Source organism: Bavariicoccus seileri WCC 4188 (genome assembly GCF_000421665.1).
Taxonomy (GTDB): Bacteria; Bacillota; Bacilli; order Lactobacillales; family Aerococcaceae; genus Bavariicoccus; species Bavariicoccus seileri.
In genome coordinates this window covers 1-23,795 of record NZ_ATXL01000036.1, presented here as the reverse complement: position 1 = coordinate 23,795, position 23,795 = coordinate 1, and the positions used below count along the sequence as shown (strand labels likewise).

Genomic DNA, 23,795 nt, shown 5'->3' with positions numbered 1-23,795 from the left:
TGTTTAGTGGCTGTTCAAGTTTAATTGAAATAGATCTATCAGCTTTTGACACATCCCAAGTGACTAGTATGACTTATATGTTTAGGGCCTGTTCAAGTTTAAAAACAGTATATGCGCGAACAGAAGCAGACGCTAATAAATTTAGAAATTCTTTTGGGTTTCCAAGCGGCGCAACAGTAATCGTCAAATAACAAATTAAGAAGGTGCAGCATGGCAGATGAAGGAAAATCAAATGATACAGAAATTCAATTTAAGCTTGATATCATTCAGCGACTTACTCGAATAGAAGAATCAACTCGAAGCTTGGAAGAGTTAAGTAAACAGATTGGGCGTACGGATGATTTAGCAGGTAAGGCATTGATTATGTCTCAAGAAAACAAAGAAGATATAAGTGAAATCAAGGAAAACAACAAATGGTTATGGCGCACAGTTGCCGTAACCGTTTTTGGTATGGTTTTAAAATATCTTTGGCCAATGATTTAAGGGAGTAGATAGATATGGAAGAGATCACACAAGTAGTTATCACAGCAGGTGTCACAGTAGCAACTGCAATTATCGTGGCGTTTTCACGAGTAGTAGCAGCTTGGTTGAAAGCACAGACTGATAAGTTTTTGGCTACTAAAACTAAAGAAAATACTGAGACAATTCAAAAGGTAGCTAACAATACAGTTCATTATGTTGAGAAAACTTATAAAGATATTCATGGACCCGAAAAGCTTCAAAAAGCAGTCGATACGGCTCAAAGTTATCTGAAAGAAAAAGGTATTGAAGTCACTGATGAGCAGTTAGGCAATATTATCGATGGTGTGCTAGCGGAAGTTCAAGGTGTATTTGCAGAAGACAAGAAGTAATTCGTTAAAATTACAGTAACTAGAGTGGTTGATGCATAAGCATTGACCACTTTTCTTTTTATAGGAGGCTATAAAAATGGGATATATCGAAAAAGTAGCGCCAATCGCACAAAAATACGCACGTAATCTTTTACCAAGCGTGACGATTGCACAAGCCATTTTAGAGAGTGCATGGGGTGAAAGCGGATTAGCTACAATTTATAATAATCACTTTGGTATGAAAGCATCGTCGAGCTGGAAAGGCAAAGTTACACAACAAAAGACACAGGAAGATGATGGATCAGGTAAGCTATATAACATTACTGCAGGTTTCAAGTGGTATGATTCGATTGACGACTCTTTCAAAGACCATGAAGCGATGTTTGATACAGCTTTTTCTAAGTCGCATTACGCTAAAGTTCTAAGTGCCACAACTGCAGAAGGACAGGCGCAAGCGCTACAAGGCACTTATGCGACTGATACAAGCTATGCTAGTAAGCTAATCAACTTAATTAATCAATACGATTTGAAGAAGTACGATGTCAAAAAGTCTAGTGGTGTGAGTGCTTCAAAAGTCATTAGTGAGGCCTTGAAATATCTTGGAGTTAATGAATTTAACTGGCAGTTTAAAGAGATCATTGACACCTACAACGCTAATCGAAATAGGTCATCAAGCGCTACTGCACGAGGTTATGCGGTCAAGTATACAGATGACTGGTGCGATGTGTTTGTGTCGTATGTGGCTCTAAAGTCAGGAGCAAGTGCCCTGATTGATATCGAGTGCGGTGTTGAAAGGCACGTTGAAATCTTCAAGAATAAAGGCATTTGGCAAGAGGACGGACGGATTACACCGAGAGCGGGCGACATCATTGTCTATGACTGGAACGATGGAACACAGCCAAACGACGGTTGGGCGGACCACATCGGTTACGTTGAAAAAGTAGTTGGAAATCAAATTGTAGCTATCGAAGGGAATAAAGGTGAAATAGTGGCTAGAAGAAATATTCCGATTGGGTGGGGCTACATTCGTGGCTTTGCTCAACCGAAGTATGGTAATAGCTCAAATGTCACTCCTACGCCTGTGACACCGTCTAAACCTGCAAGCAATAAGATTACAGGCGATAGCTACAAAGTACAAGCAGGGGATTCACTAAGTTCTATTGCTTCACGTGCAGGCACAACCTGGCAAAACTTGCAAAAGATTAATAACATTAAGAATGCTAACGTGATTCAGATTGGTCAAACATTAAAATTGAAAGCATCGTCTAAGCCATCTACGAGCTCCAACATGCACGTTGTGAAGCCTGGAGAAACCTTATCAGGTATCGCACAAAAGCACGGTACAACGTGGCAGAAACTGGCTCAAATCAATGGTATCAAGAACGCTAATCTAATTCGTCCTGGTCAAAAGATTAAGCTGACTGGATCAGCGTCTACCGCTACTACAAAAGTCTACACAGTAAAAAGTGGTGACAATCTAAGTGTTATTGCAAAACGATTAGGCACGACAGTTAATACACTAGTGTCTAAGAATGGCATCAAAAACCAAAACTTAATTCAACCAGGGCAAAAATTGAAATATTAAAAAAAGAGCCTACCATGCAGGTAGGCTTATTTTTTGTGGTCAGAACATTCTTGCGTTATTGAGTCACTCCCTTTGACAATGAAATAAGAAATTGGTAACATTAAGTTACCTTTTAGGTAATTTCTGTATCTGCTGGAGGAAAGAATGAATATTACTTATTCTAATAGGAAAGTGGAAAAAATGTGCACAAGTCTAATTGAAGCAAAAAAAAGATTCCCTGAAAAGGTAGCAAAAAAATTGCTAAAATTAATTAATGTTATCGAGGCTTCTGATAGTTTAGAGTCTTTAAATAACTTGAGAATATTTAGATTTCATGATCTAAAAGGTGAACGAAATGGAGAGTTTGCGTTTGATATTGATGGGAAAAAGTGTTCGTATAGGCTCATCGTTTCCTTCGAAAATATATCCAAAGATACAGTTTTTCAAAACTCAGCCTCAATTGATGCAATTGAAATAAGGGAGGTTAGTAACCATTATGAGTAGTGAGTGCGTTTACAAAGATTTGATAGCTTTTCATCCTGGTTCATATGTTAGTGATATAATCGATGATCTCAATATCACACAATCGGAGTTTGCAGAGCGTCTTGGGACCTCAAGTAAAACTATCAGCAAAATTATTAACGGTGAAGAAAGCATAAGCAATGATATGGCTAATAAATTAGCTAAACTAACTGGTGTTTCAATAAAAACATGGTTAAATTTGCAATCTTCATATGATATAAAGATGATGGAAATAGAAAATGCTCAAAATGAAGATGAACAGCATTTGTGTGATTTAGTAGATTTCCAATATTTTAAAAACAATGGATTCGTCGACAAAAAGAGATACTCAAAAAAAGAAAAAATAGTCGAATTGAGAAAACTTTTGAATTTTTCAAATCTATCTTCGTTGTTTGAATTTAATTCAGCTGTAAGTTATAGAAACACACAGGATTTTTCTGAAACGTCTATAGTCAATTCCAATATTATGCTCGAATTAGCAACCAACATTTCAAGATCTAAGACTGATGTTAAATACAAAAAAAAGAATTTAGAAAAAGTTTTACCGGAAATAAGACGTATGACACTGCTGACACCAGATGTGTTTTATCCACGTCTAAAAAAACTACTACTTGACTGTGGAATAGTAGTAGTTGGATTGCCGAAACTTAGGAATGCTAATCTGAATGGTGCAACTAAAAAGTTTAAAAATGGAAGTGTTTTGTTGTTGATAACTGATAGAAATAAAAGTTCTGATATATTTTGGTTTTCTTTTGTGCATGAGCTTGGACATATATATAATGATGACTTTTATTCTGATTACAAAGATTTTCCTAGCTATAGTAAAAAAGAAGATAGAGCAGATTCTTTCGCTTTAGACTTTTTTATACCACAGAATAAATACGATAATTTTATAGCTGGTGAGGATTTTAGTGTCGAATCAGTTTTAAAATTCTCAAACGAATTAAAGATTTCCCCTAGTATTGTAGTTGGAAGATTGCAAAATGATAGATTTATTGAATATAATCATCATAGCAATTTAAGAGAAAAATATAATTTTGTGATATCTAATTGATTCGCTTTATTAATGATTAAGTGTGCAATCCACCCAAAATTAATTGGGTGGTCTTTTTATTTGCCTCTCAAACTTGTATACCTACCAAGCACGCTAAGCATGTACTACTACATTCCATTCCAGACAGCTGATGTGAGCTGTGAGGAATGGTTTTTTTAGTTTAAACAGTCAATCGTTTATTCTTACCCTCAACCCACCAGCGATCATAATCTTTTTCAGGATCATATTGCCACTGTGGTATTTTATCAGTCACCACTCTGTCAAAGTAGTAGACGTGATACTTTGAGTGTCCTTCTGATTTTAAATGTAGTTTAAAGACAAACCAATTATCTTTACTGTTTTTGCTGTACTTAGCAGGTAAAAGGAAGGCAGGGCGTTTAGTCCGTTCCATTGTCTTAGCAAATCGTTCCTTGATGTACTCTAGCGGAACGGGATAGGTACTAAGTTCGTAATAATATTTTTCAAAGGCTACTGTCTCTGGTCTATGATAAGCGATTTGTGCATACATATGATCAACTCCTCAATGTAATTATAGGAACGTAAGTTCTGATTGTAAACAAAATAAAAACACCAAGAAACATATCTTGGTGCAAAATCGAGTGCAAAATTATTCTAGGAACATGTTTAGAGTTGATCGCAGTTATTCAGTGTTTACTATGTAATTATTAGTTATTTACCCTATATAGTCTTATAGCCGGCATATTTGTTTAGGTAGTTAGTGTAGGTTAAAAGGTCAGTGCAAATTTTTTTGCACTGACCTTTTTTTATTTTAACGGTTATAGTGTTTTTTAAAGTAATCTAGGCAATATAGACAATCTAGGAAAAATAGGCGTTCTAGTTAATCTAGGCAATTTAGTTTTCTGCCTTATTGATGAAGCCATTCCAGATGACTTGAATCATCCCAAATAATAATCCTGCAATTGGCCAGATGACCCAAGAGATGCCCCAATTTCCAGTGATAAAGCTATACCCTAGGAAGAGTCCTGTAATGAGCATCCAGTAAACTTGCGATAGGGCTTGGAGACGGCTATCTGCTTTTTTGGTCACTTCATATTCTTCCTCTTGAAAGATGACAGCGTATGGCGTGCTAGCTCCTCCGACGATAATGATTTGACGTGTGGCAATAGCGACGATGACTAGGGCAGTAGCAAGTCCAATGAATGTCCAATGTTGGTTCATCAGACTTCCCAAGATGATTGGAATCACTGCAATGATATAGAGCAGAACATTGATTGCTATCTTGCTTGGTTGTACGGTTTGTAATTCCTTACGTTTTTCCACTAGAAAGGTTGAGGCTCTAGGCGATAAGGTAAAGGGTTCTTTTTCCAAGTAGTCATATTTGCTCATCTCCGAGCCATTTTTGATGAAGATATAAACGGCTCCAGAAATGGCTATTAGTAGAAATGCCAAGCCAACGACTGATGTGATTTCTAGAGAGATCGGTAAAGGTCCATCTGATAAGCCCATCAATAGCATCCAAAATGCTACTCCTAAAATGATCAAGGCAACCCCATTAGCAATGCCAGGGCGGTACTGGTCTTGTGTTTCGATGTAGTCAGTTGCTTCCTCTAAATCAACGACACGATACTGTTTTGTTGGGTCTTCATGGGTATCGGTGTTGAGATCAAGATCGAGAGATTCAGCAACTTCTTCTAAATCACCAAACTCCGCGATAACTTGACCAACTGCGGCAGCTTCTGTTTTTCCCTGTGCCAAGTACTCGTTATATTTGTCTTCCATCATATCGAGTAGATCTGCTTTTGCTTGTTTGATTTTTGCCGTCTGTTCAAAATTGATAAACAGATTATCTATAAATGTTTCAAGTGTTTTCATGTTTGTTCCCTCCTAGAAGGTTTTTCCACTAGTATTAAATAAATCGCTCGATCACATCTTTTGTGAGTTGCCATTCATCGATTTTTTCTGCTAAATATTTCTCTCCTAGTGATGTGATTTGGTAATAGGTTCTTTTCTTACCATTTGTTTCCTTCCCTACATAAGATGTGACATAGCCATTTTTCTCTAGCCGTTTAAATGCAGAGTATAGGGTCGTTTCTTTGATAACATAATGGTAATTAGTTCGTTCTCGGATGGTCTTTGAAATTTCATATCCGTATGAGGGTTCTTCTTTAATACAACTCAAGATGATTGGATCATTATACCCACGGATAATATCGCTACTGATGCCCATTAATCCCCCTCCTCTCAGTTCAAAATGGGTACCTCTAAAATTACTACGACTGTCGTAATTCTTTCTACCTTTAGTCTACTGGTTTTACTACGACAGGTCAAGTAATTTAGTCTAGTATTTTTTAAAGAGTGTGGATATCGTATAATGCTAGTAAGGAAACAATCAGATAGGAGGGAAATTTAGGTGAAACCCATTTTTAGAAATTATGGTTTAATTATCGGAATTGCTGTTGGTGTAGTGGCTCTAGTGATCGGTTTTGATCGGTATGTAAGTGGCGGTATAGGGGTTATTGCTGGTGTTATTAGTTATCGGGTATTGAGTTCTAGAGAAGAGAGAAGGCGTCAGAACGAGGCATCGGGGGAATGGTATAGCTCTTTCGATGAGACGGCTAACAAAAAGAAGGAGCGTACTGAAGACGATCGAAAGTCTTAGAAAAAGTAAAAAATGGTATTAAGAAGGTCCTTTTTTTGCTATTATGATAAAGATGTTTGTACCATAGTGAACATTCTAAGGATAAACTCAGTAACAAAGTAACAAACTAGATTATATAACTAGCTCCTTTAATAAGAATGAACATGATTGGAGCAATAAAAGTAATAGAAAGAAGGGTTCGTGATGGCGATTGAGCTGATTGCAACAGCTGAGTCAGTATCACAGGCACAACGCTTGTTAACTGCTGGGGTTGATATTTTACAAATCGGGAATGATGAATTTGGGTTGCGTTTACCTCATTCATTTGACCGTTATGAGCAAAGAGAAATTATCGCATTAGCACATCAAGCCGGTAAAAAGGTGGATGTCGCGGTAAACGCTATTTTTCACAATGACCGAATTGATTTGATTGCAGAATATTTACAATTTTTAAAAGAAGTGGGAGCTGATACGATTACCTTAGGAGATCCTGGTGTGATCGAGATTATGAGAAAAACGAAACAGTGGATTCCATTTCGTTATGACGCTGGAGTAATGGTAACCAGTGCTAGGCAATTGAATTTTTGGGCGAAACGTGGGGCTGTCGCTGGCGTGATGGCACGCGAGGTACCAAAGGATGAATTAGTAGAAATCATGAAGCAAGTCCTCATTCCAGTTGAGGTCTTAGTGTATGGTCCAACCTGTATCCATCAGTCCAAGAGACCATTATTAGAGAATTATTTTCATTTTATTGAAAAAGAAGCACGTGTTGATCAACAGAAAGATTTATTTATCTCGGAACCTATGAAGCCACAGACACATTATTCGATCTATCAAGATAGAAATGGGACCCATATCTTTTCCTCAAATGATGTGTCATTAGCTCAAGAGCTTCCAATGCTCTCCGATTTGAATGTCGGGCAATGGAAGTGTGATGGCTTGTATACGGAAGAAGATGATTTTGTTGCAGTTGTTGAAGCACTAGTAGCAGCTAAGAACAAGGTCGAGAAACAGGCATTTACAAAAGATGATGCCTCTGAGCTAGTACAGTTGATCAAAAAACACCATCCTAAGAATCGGGAACTGGATACTGGCTTCTTCTATAAAAATCCACAGGAGGTCAGATAAATGGGACGTGTTATCACCAAAAAGCCTGAGATTCTTGCACCAGGCGGGACATTAGAAAAATTAAAGACTGCTATTTATTATGGCGCAGATGCTTGTTATATCGGTGGCGAAGCCTATGGGCTTAGAAGTCGCGCTGGTAATTTTGATTATCCTGAAATGAGAGAGGCAGTTGCATTTGCACATGCTCATCACGCCAAGGTTTATGTCGCAGCCAACATGGTGACCCATATCGGCGATGAAATGGGGGCTGGAGAGTTCTTTCGGACAATCCGTGATATTGGTGTCGATGCGGTATTAATCAGTGATCCAGCTCTAATGGATATCTGTATGATGGATGCTCCGGGCTTGCCAATTCACCTTTCAACCCAAGCGAGTGCCACTAATTATCAAACCCTTAATTTTTGGGCAGAGGAAGGCTTGGAACGGGTCGTTCTCGCCCGTGAAGTAGGGATGGAAGAAATCAAAGAAATGAGAGAGAAAACGTCTGTTCAGATAGAAGCTTTCGTCCATGGTGCAATGTGTATCTCTTATTCTGGTCGGTGTGTGCTTTCCAACCATATGGCCAGTAGAGATGCCAATCGTGGTGGTTGTGCGCAATCTTGTCGTTGGAAATATGACTTGTTCGAGCAAGAATTACCAGGACTAAAAACACCTGTTGGCGCAGATGAAGAGGGAATCAGCGAAAAGTTCTCGATGTCTGCCGTCGACTTAGCGATGATTGATAACATCCCAGAGTTAGTTGAAGCTGGCATAGATAGTTTAAAAATCGAAGGTCGTATGAAGTCAATCCATTATGTGTCGACAGTCGCAAATGTCTATCGAGCGGCAGTCGATAGTTACTGTGCTGATCCGGATCATTATGAATTTAAAGAAGAGTGGCTTGATGAGTTGTGGAAAGTTGCCCAGAGAGAACTAGCTACAGGTTTTTATTATGAGACACCTGACGAATCTATGCAGCTCTTTGGAAAGCGTAGAAAGATTCCTCACTATGCCTTCGTTGGTCAAGTGTTGTCCTATGATCCTGAAACACAGATTGCAGTCATCCAACAACGCAATAACTTTGGTGTGTCAGACACGGTCGAGTTCTATGGACCTGGGATGAGACATTTTGAACAGGAAATCACCTCCTTGAAGGATGAGGATGGCCAAGAGATTGATCGTGCACCACATGCGATGATGATTGTAACCACAAAAGTGAAGCAAGCTGTTCAGCCCCTGGATATGATTCGCAAACGAAAATAAGTCGAAAATTTTAGTTGAGGTTGAGAAAACTTTCTCAGCCTCTTTTTTGTTGGTCTCTCAACTCTTCCAACTACTAGATTAAAAGAGAATCAGAGGTGCGATATAACTTGAAAAAAACTGACATAAATTTGGCATATTATTTGTTAAACACTACTCTGATCACAGGGTTGTTATGCTAGAATAGGAGGGAAAATGAGATAGCATCCATTTTCGATCGACGATGAAATTGACTAATACCTATCAATAATAGATAACCATATAATAGACAACCGTCTAGAAGACTAATACTGAAATAGAGGAGAATAAAAATGCAGTATGATTTTGAAACACCTATCAATCGTTCGAAAATGGCTTCGGCTAAATGGGAAAAGATGAAGGAATGCAATCCTTCGGTCTCAGAAGATATTTTTCCGTTCTCAGTTGCTGATGCGGATCTTCCCTTGGCGCCTGAAATCAAAGAAGGTTTAAAAGACTATATTGATCAAACTGTTTTGGGCTATACAATTGTCTCGCCAGACTATTTAAGAGCAGTCAAAGAATGGAATAAAACGAAACATCACTTCGAGTTAGATACTGACTGGATTTTGACGACACCAGGGGTGGTGCCTGCATTACATTTAGCTGTAAGAGCCTATACTGAGCCTGGTGATAGTGTCGTGATTATGACACCAATCTATCCACCTTTTTATAATGCTGTCACAAGCCAAGACCGTCATCTTTTGGAAGTTCCACTTTTAAAAGAAGGAACACATTATAGTATTGATTTTGAACAACTCGAAAAGACAGTATCTGATCCTAAGGTGACCTTGTTATTATTCTGTTCGCCACATAATCCAGTTGGACGTGTGTGGACCAAAGAGGAATTAACGCGTGTAGCTGAAATCTGTATCGCTAATGGTGTTAAGATCGTCTCGGATGAGATTCATTATGATCTTGTGATGCCAGGACATGAGCATACGGTCTTTGCAGCAATAAATGATACTGTGGCTGAACATGTTGTTGTGTGCACCTCTGCTAGTAAAACATTTAATATTGCAGGTCTACAGACAGCAGCTGTGATTATTCCAAATGAGTATATGAGAGAGCGTTTCTTTACTGAAATGGACCGTATTGGCTACCATGGTGCCAACATGATTGGTTTGAAAGCAACAGAGTTGGCCTATACCAAAGGGAGTGACTGGTTAGATGGGTTCAAAGATCTCATCGCTCATAATGCTGAGGTTTTGCAACAGTTTGTGACGAAGAATCTGCCAAAAGCTACTGCATTTCCATTAGAAGGGACATACCTTCAATGGATAGATTTAAGGCCATATACAGATCCAGAGGCGCTAGAAGATACGTTGACACACAAGGGAAACTTATTCTTTAACGAAGGCTATCATTTTGGGGAGTCTGGAAAAGGATATGAACGTATTAATCTAGCCTGTCCCACAGCTCTCTTAGTAAAAGCGCTTGATCGTCTTGCAGAAGTATTCAATCGTTAGAGTTGGAATATGAGTTGAAAACAGAACAGGGTAAAAAGAGAGTTTATTAAGTACAATCTCCTACTAAAGTTTGATTTTTGGTTCTAAATGGCGCATTTAATAGGTTAGAGACCCTTCCTCAGGTATAATGACTATAAAGAATAGTAGCAGTATAGTAGCAGAATAAGAGCACCGTACTAGTAAAATAAGAGGAGTCGTCTAGCTAAGCGTCTATTTTGGGGTCTATAGTAGGACCTGTGTCAGGACTGAAGCAAAGGGGGAAACATCTTGGTAGGGAAAGGGATTAAAGTGGATTTGATCAGTGAGTTACTGGACCAATCGCAAGAAGAGGTCAAGAAAATGAAGCCAATCAATATTATGGTTGCCGGAAAAACTGGCGTTGGTAAAAGTACACTGATCAATAGTTTGTTTAGGGAAAACTTAGCCACTACCGGAATCGGAGAGCCAATTACGAAACACTTACAGCGGATCGCGAAGAAGGATATCCCCTTGGTACTCTATGACACAAGAGGATTAGAACTAGATCAAGAAGTACAGGAATCCGTTAAAAATGAGATTGAAGAAACACTGACAACCAACAAAAAGTTTGGCGGAGAAAGAATTCATCTTATCTACTATTGTATTAATGCAAATACCTCAAGAATCGAACCAGCTGAGATAGAGTTGATTCAGTTGATGGCCAAAAAAGTACCCGTTCTGATCGTGCTCACACAATCGATTGGGTCAAAAGCAATCGAATTCAAGGAATATCTTGAGGACAAGAAGCTGCCTGTCATTGGCATCTTTAATGTCATGGCGCAGCCTTATCCCATCTATGAAACAGTCACAATTCCAAAATCTGGGTTGACTCACCTAATCCAAGCGACTTTTGTGTTGATTCCTGAGGAGAACCGCAATGCCTTTACGAATATGCAACAAGTTGACATTGCTCAGAAAATGAAAAGGGCGCGTAAATGGGTAAAAAAGTACGTCATCTCCACCTTTAGCGTGGGGTTTATTCCGATTCCATTCTCTGATGCAACATTACTTGTCCCCATGCAAATTACGATGATGGCTCATATTACAGCTGTTTTTGGTGTTAGCATGGACAAAGCGACAGTCACCGCTTTGATTGGAGCTGTAGGTGGAACAACTAGCGCTACCTTTTTAGGAAGGTATTTAACAGCAAACGTATTGAAGCTTGTTCCGGGTGCTGGTAGTGTCGTGGGTGGCTCTGTCAGTGGCGTTACAGCTGCATTAGTGACCACCGCATTAGGAATGAGCTATATTGAGATTTTAGCGGTGATGGCCCGCAGTGAACAAAAGGGTATAACAGTGTCTAAGGAAGATTTAGCTCGTTTATTTAAGCAAAAATTAGGGTCGCGTTTAAAACAAGGGACTTCAAATGAGGATTTTAAAGCACTACTTCCTCAATTCAAGACAACAGGTGGATCAGAAAATGACAACACAGAAGTTAGTGCTAGTGGAGCTAATGCTAATGAGGTTACTGTAGATACAATCCCAAAACACCCAAAGAGATCAAGACGAATTGTTTTACCGACACCGCTTCTCAAAGGTTGGGATAAAGGGTTAGCCAATGCTGTGCGACTAGCTAAAGGGTTAAGGAGAAAGAAAGAAAAATGAAGACGTTAGTAATCGTAGCACATCCAGAGTTTAGTAACTCCTCCACACAACATTTCTTAAAAGAAGCTGTTGACCCATATGATGATGTCACCTTTCATGTCTTAAAGACCCCCCTTAATGTGGCTCATGAAAAGGAGTTAGTCCAATCGCATGATCGGTTGATTTTTCAATTCCCTTTTTACTGGTATAGTGCTCCCGCTATTTTAAAGGCATGGATTGATGACGTTTTGACCGACCAGTCGCCAAACAAAGAGTTAGGACTTGTTGTCACCATCGCAGTCAGAGAAGCTGCTTATCAAGCTGGTGGCGAGATAGGATTCACGGTATCAGAATTACTTCGGCCATACGAGGCACTAGCAAAGGCTAAAAAATGGCATTTCTTACCTAGCCTACCTATTTTTAAATTTGCTTATATGAGTGATAATGAACAATTACGACTAGCCATTCGCTATCAACGGTATTGCCTACAATCAGCGGACCGACGATTACTGGACCGAGAAAATTGGGCAATCCAAGAATTGGGCCGTTTAGTAACTGAGACCACTGACAATCATAATAGGCGACGAAAAGCATTGTTAGAGAGCTTGTTATTAGAGTTAGAAGATAAAAAGGATGAACGTCTAGAGTTGGAAGCTTTGTTACAACCATTTCGAGAGGAAGATCTGTATGGTGGATGACTGGGTAGAAAGAGCGTTGGATGAGTTATCAGAAACAAGCCACACTTACCTTGAACGGGCACTGTTTGCAGAAATCAAAGAGATTATGGCTGAACAAACTAAACGCTTGACTCAAGCTCAAGGTGAGCTTGATGGCAGGTTATGGCGAAAATAACGTTTATGGGAGCAAGTAGAGTTTTCAGATAAGGTTGCCAATGTTGTTTGCAAATTTAGTTTTCAAGCAGAGTTTTTAAGCATAGTTTTCAAATAGTGGTTTTTAAAGGTGAAAATAGAGGGCAATAACGATGATCATCGTTATTGCCCTCTATTTTAGTCAAAGCTCTATTAAGGTCTATCAATCTGAAAAGCCTATTAATCTGAAAAGTCTATCAATCTTAGTCAATGATAACTGCCAGAATTAATCGACGAGATGATAGGTTAGTCACTAAATTCAACTAAGAAGTATTTTTTCTTACCTCTTCGAATGATGATGTATGTGTTGTCGATTGCTTGTTCTGGTGATAGTTCTCCAGCCACATCAGTAAACTTTTCACCATTGATTGAAAGTGCCCCGTTAGTTATATCTTCTCTTGCTTGTCGCCTAGATGATTCAATTCCTAAGTCAACTAACCATGGTACTATTTCATGAGAAGTTCGATCACTTGTAAAGTGCGGCATGTTTTTGAAACCTTGTCTGATTTCTTCCCCAGACAGTGCTGCTACGTCACCACTAAACAAGGCTTTGGTAATATTTTGAGCTTGTTCTAATGCTTTTTTGCCATGTACAAATTGAGTCACTTCTGCCGCTAGTCGTTTTTGAGCAGCTCTTTCGTGCGGTTTTGTTTCCACTAATGTTACGTATTCTTCAATCTCCTCATGACTTAAAAAAGTGAAATATTTTAGGTATTTGATGACATCGCGGTCATCTTGGTTGATCCAGAATTGGTAAAATTCATACGGTGTTGTTTTCTTAGCATCTAACCAGACAGCATTTCCAGCCGATTTACCAAATTTTGTCCCGTCAGATTTTAACATGAGTGGAATAGTGAGACCGAAAGCTTTAGCTTCATGTCCTTCAATTTTTCGAATGAAATCAACACCAGCTGTAATATTACCCCATTGATCTGAACCACCGATTTGAAGTTGTACATCTTCATTTTGGAAGAGGTGTAAGAAATCGAGTGCTTGTAGAATTTGGTAGGTAAATTCAGTGTAAGAGATACCCGTTTCTAAACGGCTAGCAATAACTTCTTTGTTCAACATTTGATTGACATTGAAATGTTTACCATAGTCTCTTAGAAAATCTAGCAAACTTATTCCAGAGGTCCAACTGTAGTTATTCACTAGTTTAACACTTGCTTTATCATGGTCACTAACTAAAAAGAGTTGACGCATTTGTTGCGTTAATGATTCTGCATTATGTTGGATAGTTTCAGCTGTTTGCAATTGACGTTCGCTTTTACGACCGCTTGGATCTCCAATCGAACCAGTTGCCCCTCCAATAATGATGAAAGGTTTGTGCCCAGCAAGTTGAAATCGTCTTAAAATCATAAAGGGAATCAAATGACCGATGTGCATGCTATCACCAGTTGGATCAACTCCGCAGTAGACGCCAACGGATTTTTCTTCTAGTAATTTTTTTAAACCCTCTTCGTCAGTTTGTTGATTGATTGCGCCACGCCATTTCAAATCTTCAATAATTGATGTCATAATTATCCTCCTAAAACGTTTATTATCGTTTATTATATTTTGGGTGTTTAGTTATATAAGTTTCCTGAGTAAGTAGTTAATTACACAGGTTAAGTTCAAAGGTTAAGTACAAAGGTTAAGTACAAAGGGTAAGTACAAAGACAAAAAAACGTCTCTAGCAGAATTCTACTAGGGACGCAGTTAACGTGGTACCACCCAAATTTGTACTTTACGCATGAACGTGCGCACGTTCGCTATTTTAGGTTCAGCTTTGTGTGTAATTCAGTGGGACACATGGTTGAGTTTCACCAACCCTCAACTCTCTAAAAGCAATGTGCAACACCTACTAGTCACAAATAAAAGCGAAATATTATATGGGGATAGTATAGCTTAATAAGCCAAAACTAGCAACCGCAAAATTGAGAGAGCATATGCAGGGAAGTATTGTTACAGTATTGTTACAGTTCAATCACGTTTCTAATAAACAGATTATAAAGGCAATGGTCTGTGATATGATTCTATTTGTCGAGAGATATAAAGAATCTCTAAACTTACTTTAGGAACTCTTAAAGAAGTACAAGTAGCCTTAACTTTCTAACTAAGAACGCTAAATACACGTTAGAGACTATCGCAGATAGGGTTGAGATAGATCTCAATGGAAAGCTATAGTAACGGAATATATGCATTTAACTCGAATCGTAGGAGGACACTTCAGTGGTCAAAAAATCATTAACAGTTTTATTAACGACTTCAATCATCACTTTAAGCGCATTGGCACCTGCCACTACTGCTTTAGCAGTTGATGACAAAGATATCGAAAACCAAAGTACTTATATAGACCAATTAAAGAATCAAAAGGCTTTAACTGAACAAGAAATTTCGGCGGTTCAAGGTAAGATTGATCAAGCCATCGCTAAAGCACAAGAAATTGTTGAAGCACAACAAGAGCTTCAAGGAAATATCGATGACTTGAAAGTGAAAATCACCGATAAAGAAGCAGAAATTGAAAAACGTGAAGACAAGCTAGCAGAACAAGCAAGAGCTGTTCAAGTTAGTTCATCAAATAGCACTTATTTAGAATTCATTCTTGGCGCTGAAGATTTTTCTGATGTTGTTAGCCGCATTTCAACTGTCGTCAATGTTGTAAAAGCTAATAATGACTTAGTTAGTGAACAAAAAGACGCTAAAGTTGAATTAGATTCACAAAAAACAGACTTAGATAATAAATATGCGCAACAAGAAAAGAACGCATATGAATTAGAAGTTCTTAAAGATCAATTAGATCAACAACAAACAACTCTTGTTGCTAATGCAGACTCATTGGAACAACAAACAAATGATGCTACAAGCAAGTTGAATGATTTAGTTGCACAAAAAGAAACTGAAGAACGGTTGGCTGCAGAAAAGGCAGCAGCTGAACAAGCTGCTAAAGAAGCTGCAGAAAAAGCGGCAGCCGAACAAGCAGTAGCTGAGCAAGAAGAAGAAAATACAACACTAATTGTTGCAGCTAGTGCACCTGTTCAAAGCAATACGCCAGCTCAACCAGCTTCTAATCCAAGTTCTAATGGTTCAAACAATTCAAGTAACAATAACAACTCAAACAATAATGCAAATAATAATTCAAACGATGGTGGCTCTTCTAATTCAGGTAGTAGCAATAATCAAGCATCTACACCTGCTCCAGCTCCTACACCAGCTCCAAGTGCACCATCTGTCAATTCAGGTAGCGTACTTGAAATTGCACAACAATTTATCGGTGTTCCTTATGTTTGGGGTGGTACTTCACCATCAGGATTTGACTGCTCAGGTCTAGTACAATATGTTTATGCTAAAGTTGGTAGAAGTTTACCACGTGTAACATATGCTCAAGAAACAGCTGGCTCTTACATCTCTGTTTCGCAAGCACAGCCAGGAGACTTATTGTTCTGGGGTCCAAAAGGAAGCTCTCACCACGTTGCAATCTACATGGGTGGCGGACAGTATATCCACGCACCTCAACCTGGACAATCTGTAACGATTCAATCAATTTCTTACTACGCACCAGATTTTGCGGTTCGTCTGTAAAAATAGGATTATTTAACACCTAACCTCTTCATTTGAAGAGGTTTTTTTAATGCCATAGGATATGCTATAATATAGCAGACTATGCATTTTTAGACTGCGAGCCGCACTTGTTTTTCTTGTTGTTGAATGAGATTAGACAAGTGATGAGCGGCAAAAGGAGGCGTTCGTGTGAGCGAACAAAAAACGTTTTATATCACAACACCTATTTACTACCCTAGTGGCAAATTACATATCGGTAATGCCTATTCGACGATTGCTTGTGATGTGATCGCAAGATATAAAAGATTGATGGGTTATGATGTTTTTTACCTAACTGGGACCGATGAACATGGCCAAAAGATCGAAAAGAAAGCTGAAAGTCTAGGAATCACTCCTAAAGAATATGTTGATAAGCAAGCTGAAGATATCAAAGATTTGTGGCGGTTACTAAAAATCAGTAATAATAAATTTATTCGGACGACAGATCCTGAACATGTCACAGCAGTTCAAAACATATTTGAACAGTTATTAGAACAAGGTGATATCTATCTTGGCGCTTATGAAGGTTGGTACTCTGTTTCAGATGAGGAATTCTTCACTGAAACTCAGCTTAAAGAAGTTTTTCGCGATGACTCAGGTAAAGTAATCGGAGGAGTTGCTCCTAGTGATCATGAAGTAGAATGGGTCTCTGAAGAAGCTTATTTCTTTAAGATGAGCAAATATGCAGATCGCTTGTTGAAGTACTATGAAGGGCATCCAAAATTTATTCAACCAGAATCACGCAAAAATGAAATGATCAATAACTTTATCAAGCCTGGATTGGAAGACCTTTGCGTCTCTAGAACATCATTTAGTTGGGGAATCCCAGTTAAAAGTAACCCGAAACATGTTGTTTATGTGTGGTTAGATGCCTTGACCAACTATATTACGGCTCTTGGTTATGGCAGTGATGATGAGTCACTCTATCAAAAATACTGGCCAGCTGACATACAAATGGTTGGTAAGGAGATTGTGAGATTCCATACCATCTATTGGCCAATTATGCTGATGGCTTTGAATTTACCCATACCAAAACAAGTATTTGGACATGGTTGGTTATTGATGAAGGACGGTAAAATGTCCAAGTCAAAAGGAAATGTCATTTATCCAGATCATTTGGTAAACCAATATGGACTTGATCCATTGCGTTATTATCTGATGAGAGAAGTTCCGTTCGGAAATGATGGTGTTTTCACGCCTGAAGATTACATCCAAAGGTTGAATGTTGATTTAGCTAATGACCTAGGAAACTTACTGAATCGTACAGTTGCTATGATCAATAAATATTTCGATGGGAAAGTTCCGACTGACCTAGTAACAGGAACACCTTATGACGACGAGTTAGTAGCTACAGCTAATGAAGCAATCAAATCGTATCATGACAATATGGCTCAAATGCACTTTAGCCAAGCGTTAACAAATGTTTGGGATATCGTATCTAGAGGAAATAAATATATAGATGAAACAGAACCTTGGGTACTGGCTAAAGACAGTAGTAAGCAAGGTGAACTAGCAGCTGTCATGACAAATCTTGCTGAGAGTCTCCGTTTAGTAGCTGAACTCATCAGACCGTTCATGGTTGAGGCGCCAAATGAGATCTTCAAACAATTAGGCTTGCCAAGCCTTGAAGAAGACACACCTTGGAAAGACTTACACTTTGGTAAATTCCCTGATGAAATCACGGTTATCAAGAAGGGGCAACCTATTTTCCCTCGTCTGGACTTTGATAAGGAAGTAGAAGCATTGAAGAAAGAAATGAAGGGTGACGCACCTACCAAGCCTGACTCCTCAAATGACGGGTCAGATGAAGGGGCTGAAAGTGACTGGGACCCAGAGACTGTTGAATTGGTTTCGACCAAAGATAGCCAAATTAAATATGATGTATTCGATCGTGTTGAACTAAAAGTTGCAGAAGTGTTGGATTGTCAAAAGGTCAAAGGAGCAGATAAGCTATTGCAATTTAAGCTTGATGCTGGGGATAAAGGGTATCGTCAAATACTATCTGGAATTGCTGAATTTTATCCCGATCCAGATAAGTTAATTGGCAAGAAAGTCTGCATCGTAGCAAACTTGAAACCACGCAAAATGCGGGGGCAGATTAGTCAAGGTATGATCTTATCAGCTGAAAAAGATGGCAAATTACAAATTATTTTTGCACCGAATGATGCTGAAAATGGTTCAGAGATAGCTTAATTAAAAGTGTCGAGTCCTGACTACTAGAACTAAGTCGTTTAGGCTCATACATAGAAGAGGGTTGGGACAAGTATTCCGACCCTCTCGGTATAGAAACGATAAATGAAGCAAAACGAGCAACTATCAGAAAACTAGCAAGAAAAGTAGCAAGAGCCTTAGCAATAAAGTTGCGAGAAGGCAGAAGTGAATGGTATATGACAGTTAAAGAGTGAAGGGATGACAGGGGTTTATGACGGAATTGTTCGATACGCATACGCATATCAATACAGAGGCTTTCTTTGGTAAAGAAGACGAGACAATTGAAAGAGCACGAGAACTTGATGTCACGCGACTCACGGTAGTGGGATTTGATCTTCCAACAATCAAACGGGCTATTGAATTGGCTGATCACTATGATAATGTTTGGGCAATCGTTGGCTGGCATCCCACTGAAAGCTATGCTTATAATCAAACTATCGAGGCCTTTTTAATCGAGCAACTACAACACCCTAAAGTAGTTGCGATGGGGGAAATGGGCCTTGATTATCATTGGAAGGACTCTACTCGGGAAGAACAAGACCGTGTCTTTAGGAGACAACTGGCAATTGCACGTGAAATGAATCTCCCAGTGACGATTCACAACCGTGACGCAACTGCCGACTGTTATAAAGTTTTAAAGGAAGAGCGAGTCTTTGAAACTGGCGGCATTATGCATAGTTTCAATGGAGATCCTGAATTTGCAGATAGATTCATCGATCTGGATATGTACTTATCCTTTAGTGGCGTTGTGACATTTAAGAATGCCCCAGAAGTTCGAGCATCAGCCAAAATCGTTCCGAGCAATCGCTATTTAGTAGAGACAGATTGTCCCTACCTGGCACCTGTCCCTTATAGAGGTAAACAAAATGAACCAGCCTATACCCATTATGTTGCAAAACAACTAGCTGAGACCCGTGACATCAGCTACGATCAGGTAGGAAAAGAAACTACCGCGAACGCAATGAGACTATTTAGAATTTAACCTCAGAGTAGTGTAACTCTCTAAACATATAACAAAAAAAGAGAACTCTGTAGCGCCATAAGACATATCAGACACATCAGACAAAATTAGACACTTAAAAGATCATAATAAGACAGAAATTTAGAGGATAAACTGTGGATAAAGAAAGACTCAAACAGATAATAGAACAAGTAGTGATTATCGTCGAGGGACGTGATGATACGAGACGTTTAAAGGATGTTTTTGGTAGATCTATCAATACCATCGAAACAGGTGGGTCGGCAATCCCTGAGTCGAGTCTCTCAATTATACGAGAGGTTAGTCTAAACTCTCCCATCCTGATTTTTACAGATCCGGATGTTCAAGGTGAGAGAATCCGACGAATCGTATCAGACTTTTTGACTCATCAAACTGGCGAGAAAGACATTGTCGTTTATCATGCCTTCTTAAGACGTCAAGAGGCTGTTGGCAAAAAAGCTCATCAAAGCCTTGGCGTCGAACATGCTAGTGATATAGCTATTTGTCAGGCGCTGACGCAAGCGTTAGAAGGTTATGTGCAAGAACCAATAAGTAAAGACAAGCCAGAAGGCGGCCAATTTGCGACCGCTAAAGACATTCGTGAGTTAGGGTTAGTCGGTGGAGCTGATTCTAAAGTCAAAAGACAACTGCTTGGTGAAAAATTACGTATTGGATACGTGAATGGAAAGCACTTTGCAGATCGGTTAGCCTTAGCTGGTATTACACGAAAAATATTATATGATGCTTTGTTATCTTTAGAAACGACAGTAGAGACAACTAATAACAGTGAAAACTTATCGGATGTCGACAAACAAACCACTGCTAGTTCATTGCTAAAGGAGGAAACTCATGAGGGATAAACCGATTGCTACACCTTCACGGACAAGAGAGATATTGAGAAAGTATGGGCTGGACGCTAAGAAAAGTCTTGGGCAAAATTTCTTGACGGATGTTTCTGTATTAAATCAAATGCTTGATGCAGGTGGAATAGACGATCAAACCGTTGTGATCGAAATCGGTCCCGGAATAGGCGCTTTGACGGAGCAACTTGTTGAAGTTGCGAAAAAGGTATACGCATTTGAGATCGACCAACGCTTCATTCCAGTATTGGAGGAAGAACTGTCCGACTATTCAAACTTGGAAGTCATTCATCAGGACATCCTGACTGTCGAGTTGCAAGAAGTGATTCCTGAGATAAAGCATCATTCTGGAGAAAGGATCGTCGTTGTTGCTAATTTGCCGTATTACATTACGACACCTATCATTATGCGTTTGATAGCTTCAAGTATCCCTTTTGATTGTATGGTGTTAATGATGCAAAAAGAGGTTGCCGAACGAATGGCCGCAGGACCAAACACCAAAGCTTATGGTTCTCTGTCTATTGCCGTGATGAATCACTGTCAGCAAGATATTGCGTTGATCGTACCAAGGACAGTCTTCAACCCGGCTCCAAATGTTGATTCTGCCGTTTTATGTTTGACAAGACGAAGTGAACCGTTAGTAAAAGTTGATAATGAAGAGGCTTTTCAAACCTTTGTCAAAGCAACTTTTCAGCATCGTAGGAAGACCTTATGGAACAATTTAATGAGTGTGTTTGGTAAAGACAAAACCGTAAAAAGCAAACTATCAATCATACTTGAGCAATTAGGTATTGATCCTAAAAGAAGACCTGAATCTCTCACTATTTCTGAATTCGGACACCTTTATGAGGCAACAAGTCCATTACGAGATTGTTCGGAAAAGACAAACTAAACATTAAATAAGGATTAAAACGTTCTAAAAAAAACCGAATTACACCTTGAATTTACTAGATAAATATGATATAATGGCTAGGTGAGGTGAGATTATGGCAAATAATTTGCAAACTATCAAGAACATTTTGGACCAATACATTGGTAAACGTATCAAGATAACGGCAGAGATGGGTCGCAATCGTATTCGGGAACGCGAAGGCGTTCTGAAAGAAACCTATAATTCGGTATTTGTCATCGATCTTGATTCGGATCAATCTATTGAGCGTGTCTCTTATAGTTATACAGATGTCTTGACCAAAACAGTTGTTGTCAGTCATGACAATGAAGAATTACAATTGATACCACAGTAACCTAGTTTAGACAGTGTTCGTGGAGTAGCTTTTCATTCACAAATCAATCGATACAACCATAGTGACTCTTAAGTGAGTCATTTTTTTTTGCTTTATTTTATTCTATGATATGAGGAGACGAACGTTCTTATCTATTAGTAGTGATAAATTTACCTGATGTATTTACCAGATGTATTTAAGGTATTAGAGGACTAAAAGCGAATAGATTTGGGGCTTGTTTGGTGTGATAGAATAGGGTTAGTGAGAACTGTAGTCCTGTAGATGGGAGATTTAAAAGCAAGGGATTTATCAAGGATCGGAAGGTGACACGATGGAATATTTAAGCGTTAAAGACTTATCGTTCTCTTATGGGGACGAACAGGTTTTACATGATATCACATTTGATATCCATGATGGCGAGCTTTATTGTTTAACAGGAGAAAATGGCGCAGCTAAATCAACATTGCTCAAAAATATATTAGGGCTGTTGAAACCTGACTCAGGAAAGATCATCATCCCCAAAAAGAACAGAGCGAATCAACCGTTCAATATCGGGTATTTACCCCAACAAGTGGCATCGTTCAATGTAGGCTTTCCAAGTTCCGTTTATGAACTAGTTGCCTCCGGACGTTATCAGTTAGGGAAATGGTTTAAAAAACTGGATCAAGAAGATCGCGACCACATTCGGAAAGCGTTAGACTCGGTAGGTATGTGGGATTTCAGAAAACATATGATTGGAGACTTATCGGGCGGGCAAAAACAAAGGGTATGTATTGCTCGAATATTCGCAACAGATCCAGATTTATTTGTGTTAGATGAGCCAACAACAGGAATGGACCAACAGTCTAGAAAAGAGTTTTTGAGTCTACTTCAACACAATTGTCATGTCCATCATAAATCAGTTTTGATGGTGACACATTTCGATGATGAAGTGGAGATGGCGGACGGTCATCTTCGTTTAGAACGAAGGGAGGAGTTACCTTGGCGATGTTTTTCTATGAGTTCATGCAAAGAGCCTTCGCGGCTGCAACATTGATTGGTGTCATGGCTCCTATTTTAGGGGTATTGTTAATATTGAGGCGTCAATCTCTATTAGCTGATACTTTATCACATGTGTCTTTAGTTGGGGTAGCGCTTGGACTTTTGGTTGGTGTCGATCCCACTTGGACAACCTTATTGGTCGTGGTTTTAGCAGCTCTGTTGATTGAAGGAATAGCCAGTCTTTTTAAAGGGTATACAGAAGTCTCTATTGCTATATTGATGGCAGGGGGTCTTGCCCTTGCACTGTTTATGATGTCTTTTCAGTCGGGACAAACGACTGTCTCAATCAATCAATTTTTGTTCGGCTCAATCGTAGCGATTTCCGAGAATCAATTGTGGGTGCTTTTGGTGTTAACAGTTGTTGTGGTGAGCGCATATGTTCTATTTAGAAGACCACTATTCGTACTGATATTTGATCCAGACACGGCTCATACTGCGGGCCTGCCAGTTAAATTGATGTCAACGATTTTTACCGTCATCACAGGAGCGGTCATTTCGGTGATGTTGCCAATCGCTGGGGCACTTTTGGTTTCGGCTATTATCGTATTACCTAGCGCCTTGGCATTAAGAGTCAGTAAGACCTTCACAACAGTTTTTATTGTCGGAATTATCACGAGTTTGGTCGGTATGTATATCGGTCTGATTGGCTCTTATCAACTAGGCACGCCACCAGGTGCAACAATTACTTTGACCTTAGTAGCACTGTTTAGCTTGACTGTTCTTATTCAAGCTATTAAAAAAAGACTCAGAAAAAAAGACATTGTGACAGATAAAACGAGCTTTTTAGAAAAGTAATAATGCTCCAAACAAAAAAACTAAATTGTTTAGCGATAAGCCTGATTTTCGAACAGGCTTATTATTTTTTTGAATTAAACACGAATTTAAAGAACAAATATCAAAACAATGTTCTATTTTTAGACTGTTATCGGTATAATATGAGAATAGATAAAGGTTTGAGGAGGAAAGATATGAAGTTTAAACGAAGTGAACGATTGATTGATATGGTGT

At 38.9% G+C, this 23,795-nt stretch carries 25 protein-coding genes; 21 read left to right on the top strand and 4 right to left on the bottom strand.

Annotation, left to right across the window (positions count from 1 at the left end; translation table 11 throughout):
* The 6 genes from H541_RS13010 to H541_RS0108040 all read left to right on the top strand — a co-directional run.
* Positions 1-191: BspA family leucine-rich repeat surface protein (locus H541_RS13010; protein ID WP_026501721.1), on the top strand; the 191-nt coding region annotated here is incomplete at its 5' end.
* A 19-nt stretch (positions 192-210) separates the two neighbouring features.
* Positions 211-483, top strand: a complete 273-nt coding sequence (locus H541_RS0108060) for a hemolysin XhlA family protein (protein WP_022796815.1) — start codon at positions 211-213, stop codon at positions 481-483.
* Between the two features lie 14 nt (positions 484-497).
* Positions 498-851 carry a phage holin, LLH family gene (locus H541_RS0108055; RefSeq protein ID WP_022796814.1) on the top strand — a complete coding sequence of 118 codons (354 nt, stop codon included), beginning with the start codon at positions 498-500 and terminating at the stop codon, positions 849-851.
* A gap of 76 nt (positions 852-927) precedes the next feature.
* Complete coding sequence (locus H541_RS12055) at positions 928-2,415, top strand: LysM peptidoglycan-binding domain-containing protein (RefSeq protein WP_022796813.1); 1,488 nt, start codon at positions 928-930, stop codon at positions 2,413-2,415.
* 144 nt (positions 2,416-2,559) lie between these two features.
* A complete protein-coding gene (locus tag H541_RS0108045) occupies positions 2,560-2,898 on the top strand; it encodes a type II toxin-antitoxin system RelE/ParE family toxin (RefSeq protein WP_022796812.1) in 339 nt (112 codons plus the stop codon).
* Entirely contained in the window at positions 2,891-3,970 is a 1,080-nt protein-coding gene (locus H541_RS0108040; RefSeq protein ID WP_022796811.1) for a HigA family addiction module antitoxin, read from the top strand. The genes H541_RS0108045 and H541_RS0108040 overlap by 8 nt, the downstream gene beginning before the upstream one ends.
* A gap of 160 nt (positions 3,971-4,130) precedes the next feature.
* Here H541_RS0108040 and H541_RS0108035 read toward each other — a convergent pair whose 3' ends face one another.
* From H541_RS0108035 to H541_RS0108025, 3 genes are all read right to left on the bottom strand, one after another.
* On the bottom strand, positions 4,131-4,478 hold the full coding sequence (locus H541_RS0108035; protein ID WP_022796810.1) for a DUF5960 family protein: 348 nt from the start codon (positions 4,476-4,478) through the stop codon (positions 4,131-4,133).
* 344 nt (positions 4,479-4,822) lie between these two features.
* Positions 4,823-5,803, bottom strand: a complete 981-nt coding sequence (locus tag H541_RS0108030; protein WP_022796809.1) for a permease prefix domain 1-containing protein — start codon at positions 5,801-5,803, stop codon at positions 4,823-4,825.
* Between the two features lie 34 nt (positions 5,804-5,837).
* Entirely contained in the window at positions 5,838-6,158 is a 321-nt protein-coding gene (locus H541_RS0108025; protein ID WP_022796808.1) for a PadR family transcriptional regulator, read from the bottom strand.
* A gap of 183 nt (positions 6,159-6,341) precedes the next feature.
* Here H541_RS0108025 and H541_RS0108020 point away from each other — a divergent pair, with 183 nt between their 5' ends.
* The 7 genes from H541_RS0108020 (at position 6,342) to H541_RS13425 (ending at position 12,877) form a co-directional block, all read left to right on the top strand.
* Positions 6,342-6,590, top strand: a complete 249-nt coding sequence (locus H541_RS0108020) for a hypothetical protein (protein ID WP_022796807.1) — start codon at positions 6,342-6,344, stop codon at positions 6,588-6,590.
* 183 nt (positions 6,591-6,773) lie between these two features.
* The gene (locus H541_RS0108015) at positions 6,774-7,697 is read left to right on the top strand and encodes a peptidase U32 family protein (RefSeq protein WP_022796806.1); all 924 of its coding nucleotides are present in this window, start codon (positions 6,774-6,776) and stop codon (positions 7,695-7,697) included.
* Positions 7,698-8,939, top strand: coding sequence for a peptidase U32 family protein (locus tag H541_RS0108010; RefSeq protein WP_022796805.1), 1,242 nt, complete (start codon positions 7,698-7,700; stop codon positions 8,937-8,939).
* Positions 8,940-9,247: 308 nt separating this feature from the next.
* A complete protein-coding gene (locus tag H541_RS0108005) occupies positions 9,248-10,423 on the top strand; it encodes a MalY/PatB family protein (protein ID WP_022796804.1) in 1,176 nt (391 codons plus the stop codon).
* A 267-nt stretch (positions 10,424-10,690) separates the two neighbouring features.
* Positions 10,691-12,046: a YcjF family protein gene (locus tag H541_RS12045; protein WP_022796803.1), complete on the top strand. Its 1,356-nt coding sequence runs from the start codon at positions 10,691-10,693 to the stop codon at positions 12,044-12,046.
* The gene (locus tag H541_RS0107995; protein ID WP_022796802.1) at positions 12,043-12,723 is read left to right on the top strand and encodes an NAD(P)H-dependent oxidoreductase; all 681 of its coding nucleotides are present in this window, start codon (positions 12,043-12,045) and stop codon (positions 12,721-12,723) included. Before H541_RS12045 ends, H541_RS0107995 begins: the two co-directional genes overlap by 4 nt.
* The gene (locus H541_RS13425; protein ID WP_022796801.1) at positions 12,713-12,877 is read left to right on the top strand and encodes a hypothetical protein; all 165 of its coding nucleotides are present in this window, start codon (positions 12,713-12,715) and stop codon (positions 12,875-12,877) included. Before H541_RS0107995 ends, H541_RS13425 begins: the two co-directional genes overlap by 11 nt.
* A gap of 263 nt (positions 12,878-13,140) precedes the next feature.
* On the opposite strand, the gene tyrS is transcribed toward H541_RS13425, so the two are convergent.
* Positions 13,141-14,412 (bottom strand): tyrosine--tRNA ligase, encoded by a 1,272-nt coding sequence (tyrS, locus tag H541_RS0107985; RefSeq protein WP_022796800.1) that lies wholly within the window; start codon positions 14,410-14,412, stop codon positions 13,141-13,143.
* Positions 14,413-15,105: 693 nt separating this feature from the next.
* On the opposite strand from tyrS, the gene H541_RS0107980 reads away from it, so the two are divergent.
* The 8 genes from H541_RS0107980 (at position 15,106) to H541_RS0107945 (ending at position 23,582) form a co-directional block, all read left to right on the top strand.
* Positions 15,106-16,455 carry a C40 family peptidase gene (locus H541_RS0107980; RefSeq protein WP_022796799.1) on the top strand — a complete coding sequence of 450 codons (1,350 nt, stop codon included), beginning with the start codon at positions 15,106-15,108 and terminating at the stop codon, positions 16,453-16,455.
* Positions 16,456-16,623: 168 nt separating this feature from the next.
* Complete coding sequence (gene metG, locus H541_RS0107975; protein ID WP_022796798.1) at positions 16,624-18,666, top strand: methionine--tRNA ligase; 2,043 nt, start codon at positions 16,624-16,626, stop codon at positions 18,664-18,666.
* Between the two features lie 229 nt (positions 18,667-18,895).
* On the top strand, positions 18,896-19,666 hold the full coding sequence (locus tag H541_RS0107970; protein WP_022796797.1) for a TatD family hydrolase: 771 nt from the start codon (positions 18,896-18,898) through the stop codon (positions 19,664-19,666).
* A gap of 134 nt (positions 19,667-19,800) precedes the next feature.
* A complete protein-coding gene (locus tag H541_RS12040; protein WP_022796796.1) occupies positions 19,801-20,523 on the top strand; it encodes a ribonuclease M5 in 723 nt (240 codons plus the stop codon).
* Positions 20,513-21,415 carry a 16S rRNA (adenine(1518)-N(6)/adenine(1519)-N(6))-dimethyltransferase RsmA gene (gene rsmA, locus H541_RS12035; RefSeq protein WP_022796795.1) on the top strand — a complete coding sequence of 301 codons (903 nt, stop codon included), beginning with the start codon at positions 20,513-20,515 and terminating at the stop codon, positions 21,413-21,415. Before H541_RS12040 ends, rsmA begins: the two co-directional genes overlap by 11 nt.
* A 94-nt stretch (positions 21,416-21,509) precedes the next feature.
* Positions 21,510-21,767, top strand: coding sequence for a Veg family protein (locus H541_RS0107955; RefSeq protein ID WP_022796794.1), 258 nt, complete (start codon positions 21,510-21,512; stop codon positions 21,765-21,767).
* Positions 21,768-22,077: 310 nt separating this feature from the next.
* Positions 22,078-22,782, top strand: a complete 705-nt coding sequence (locus H541_RS0107950) for a metal ABC transporter ATP-binding protein (protein ID WP_022796793.1) — start codon at positions 22,078-22,080, stop codon at positions 22,780-22,782.
* Complete coding sequence (locus H541_RS0107945; RefSeq protein WP_205617812.1) at positions 22,728-23,582, top strand: metal ABC transporter permease; 855 nt, start codon at positions 22,728-22,730, stop codon at positions 23,580-23,582. The genes H541_RS0107950 and H541_RS0107945 overlap by 55 nt, the downstream gene beginning before the upstream one ends.
* Positions 23,583-23,795: the final 213 nt, after the last annotated feature.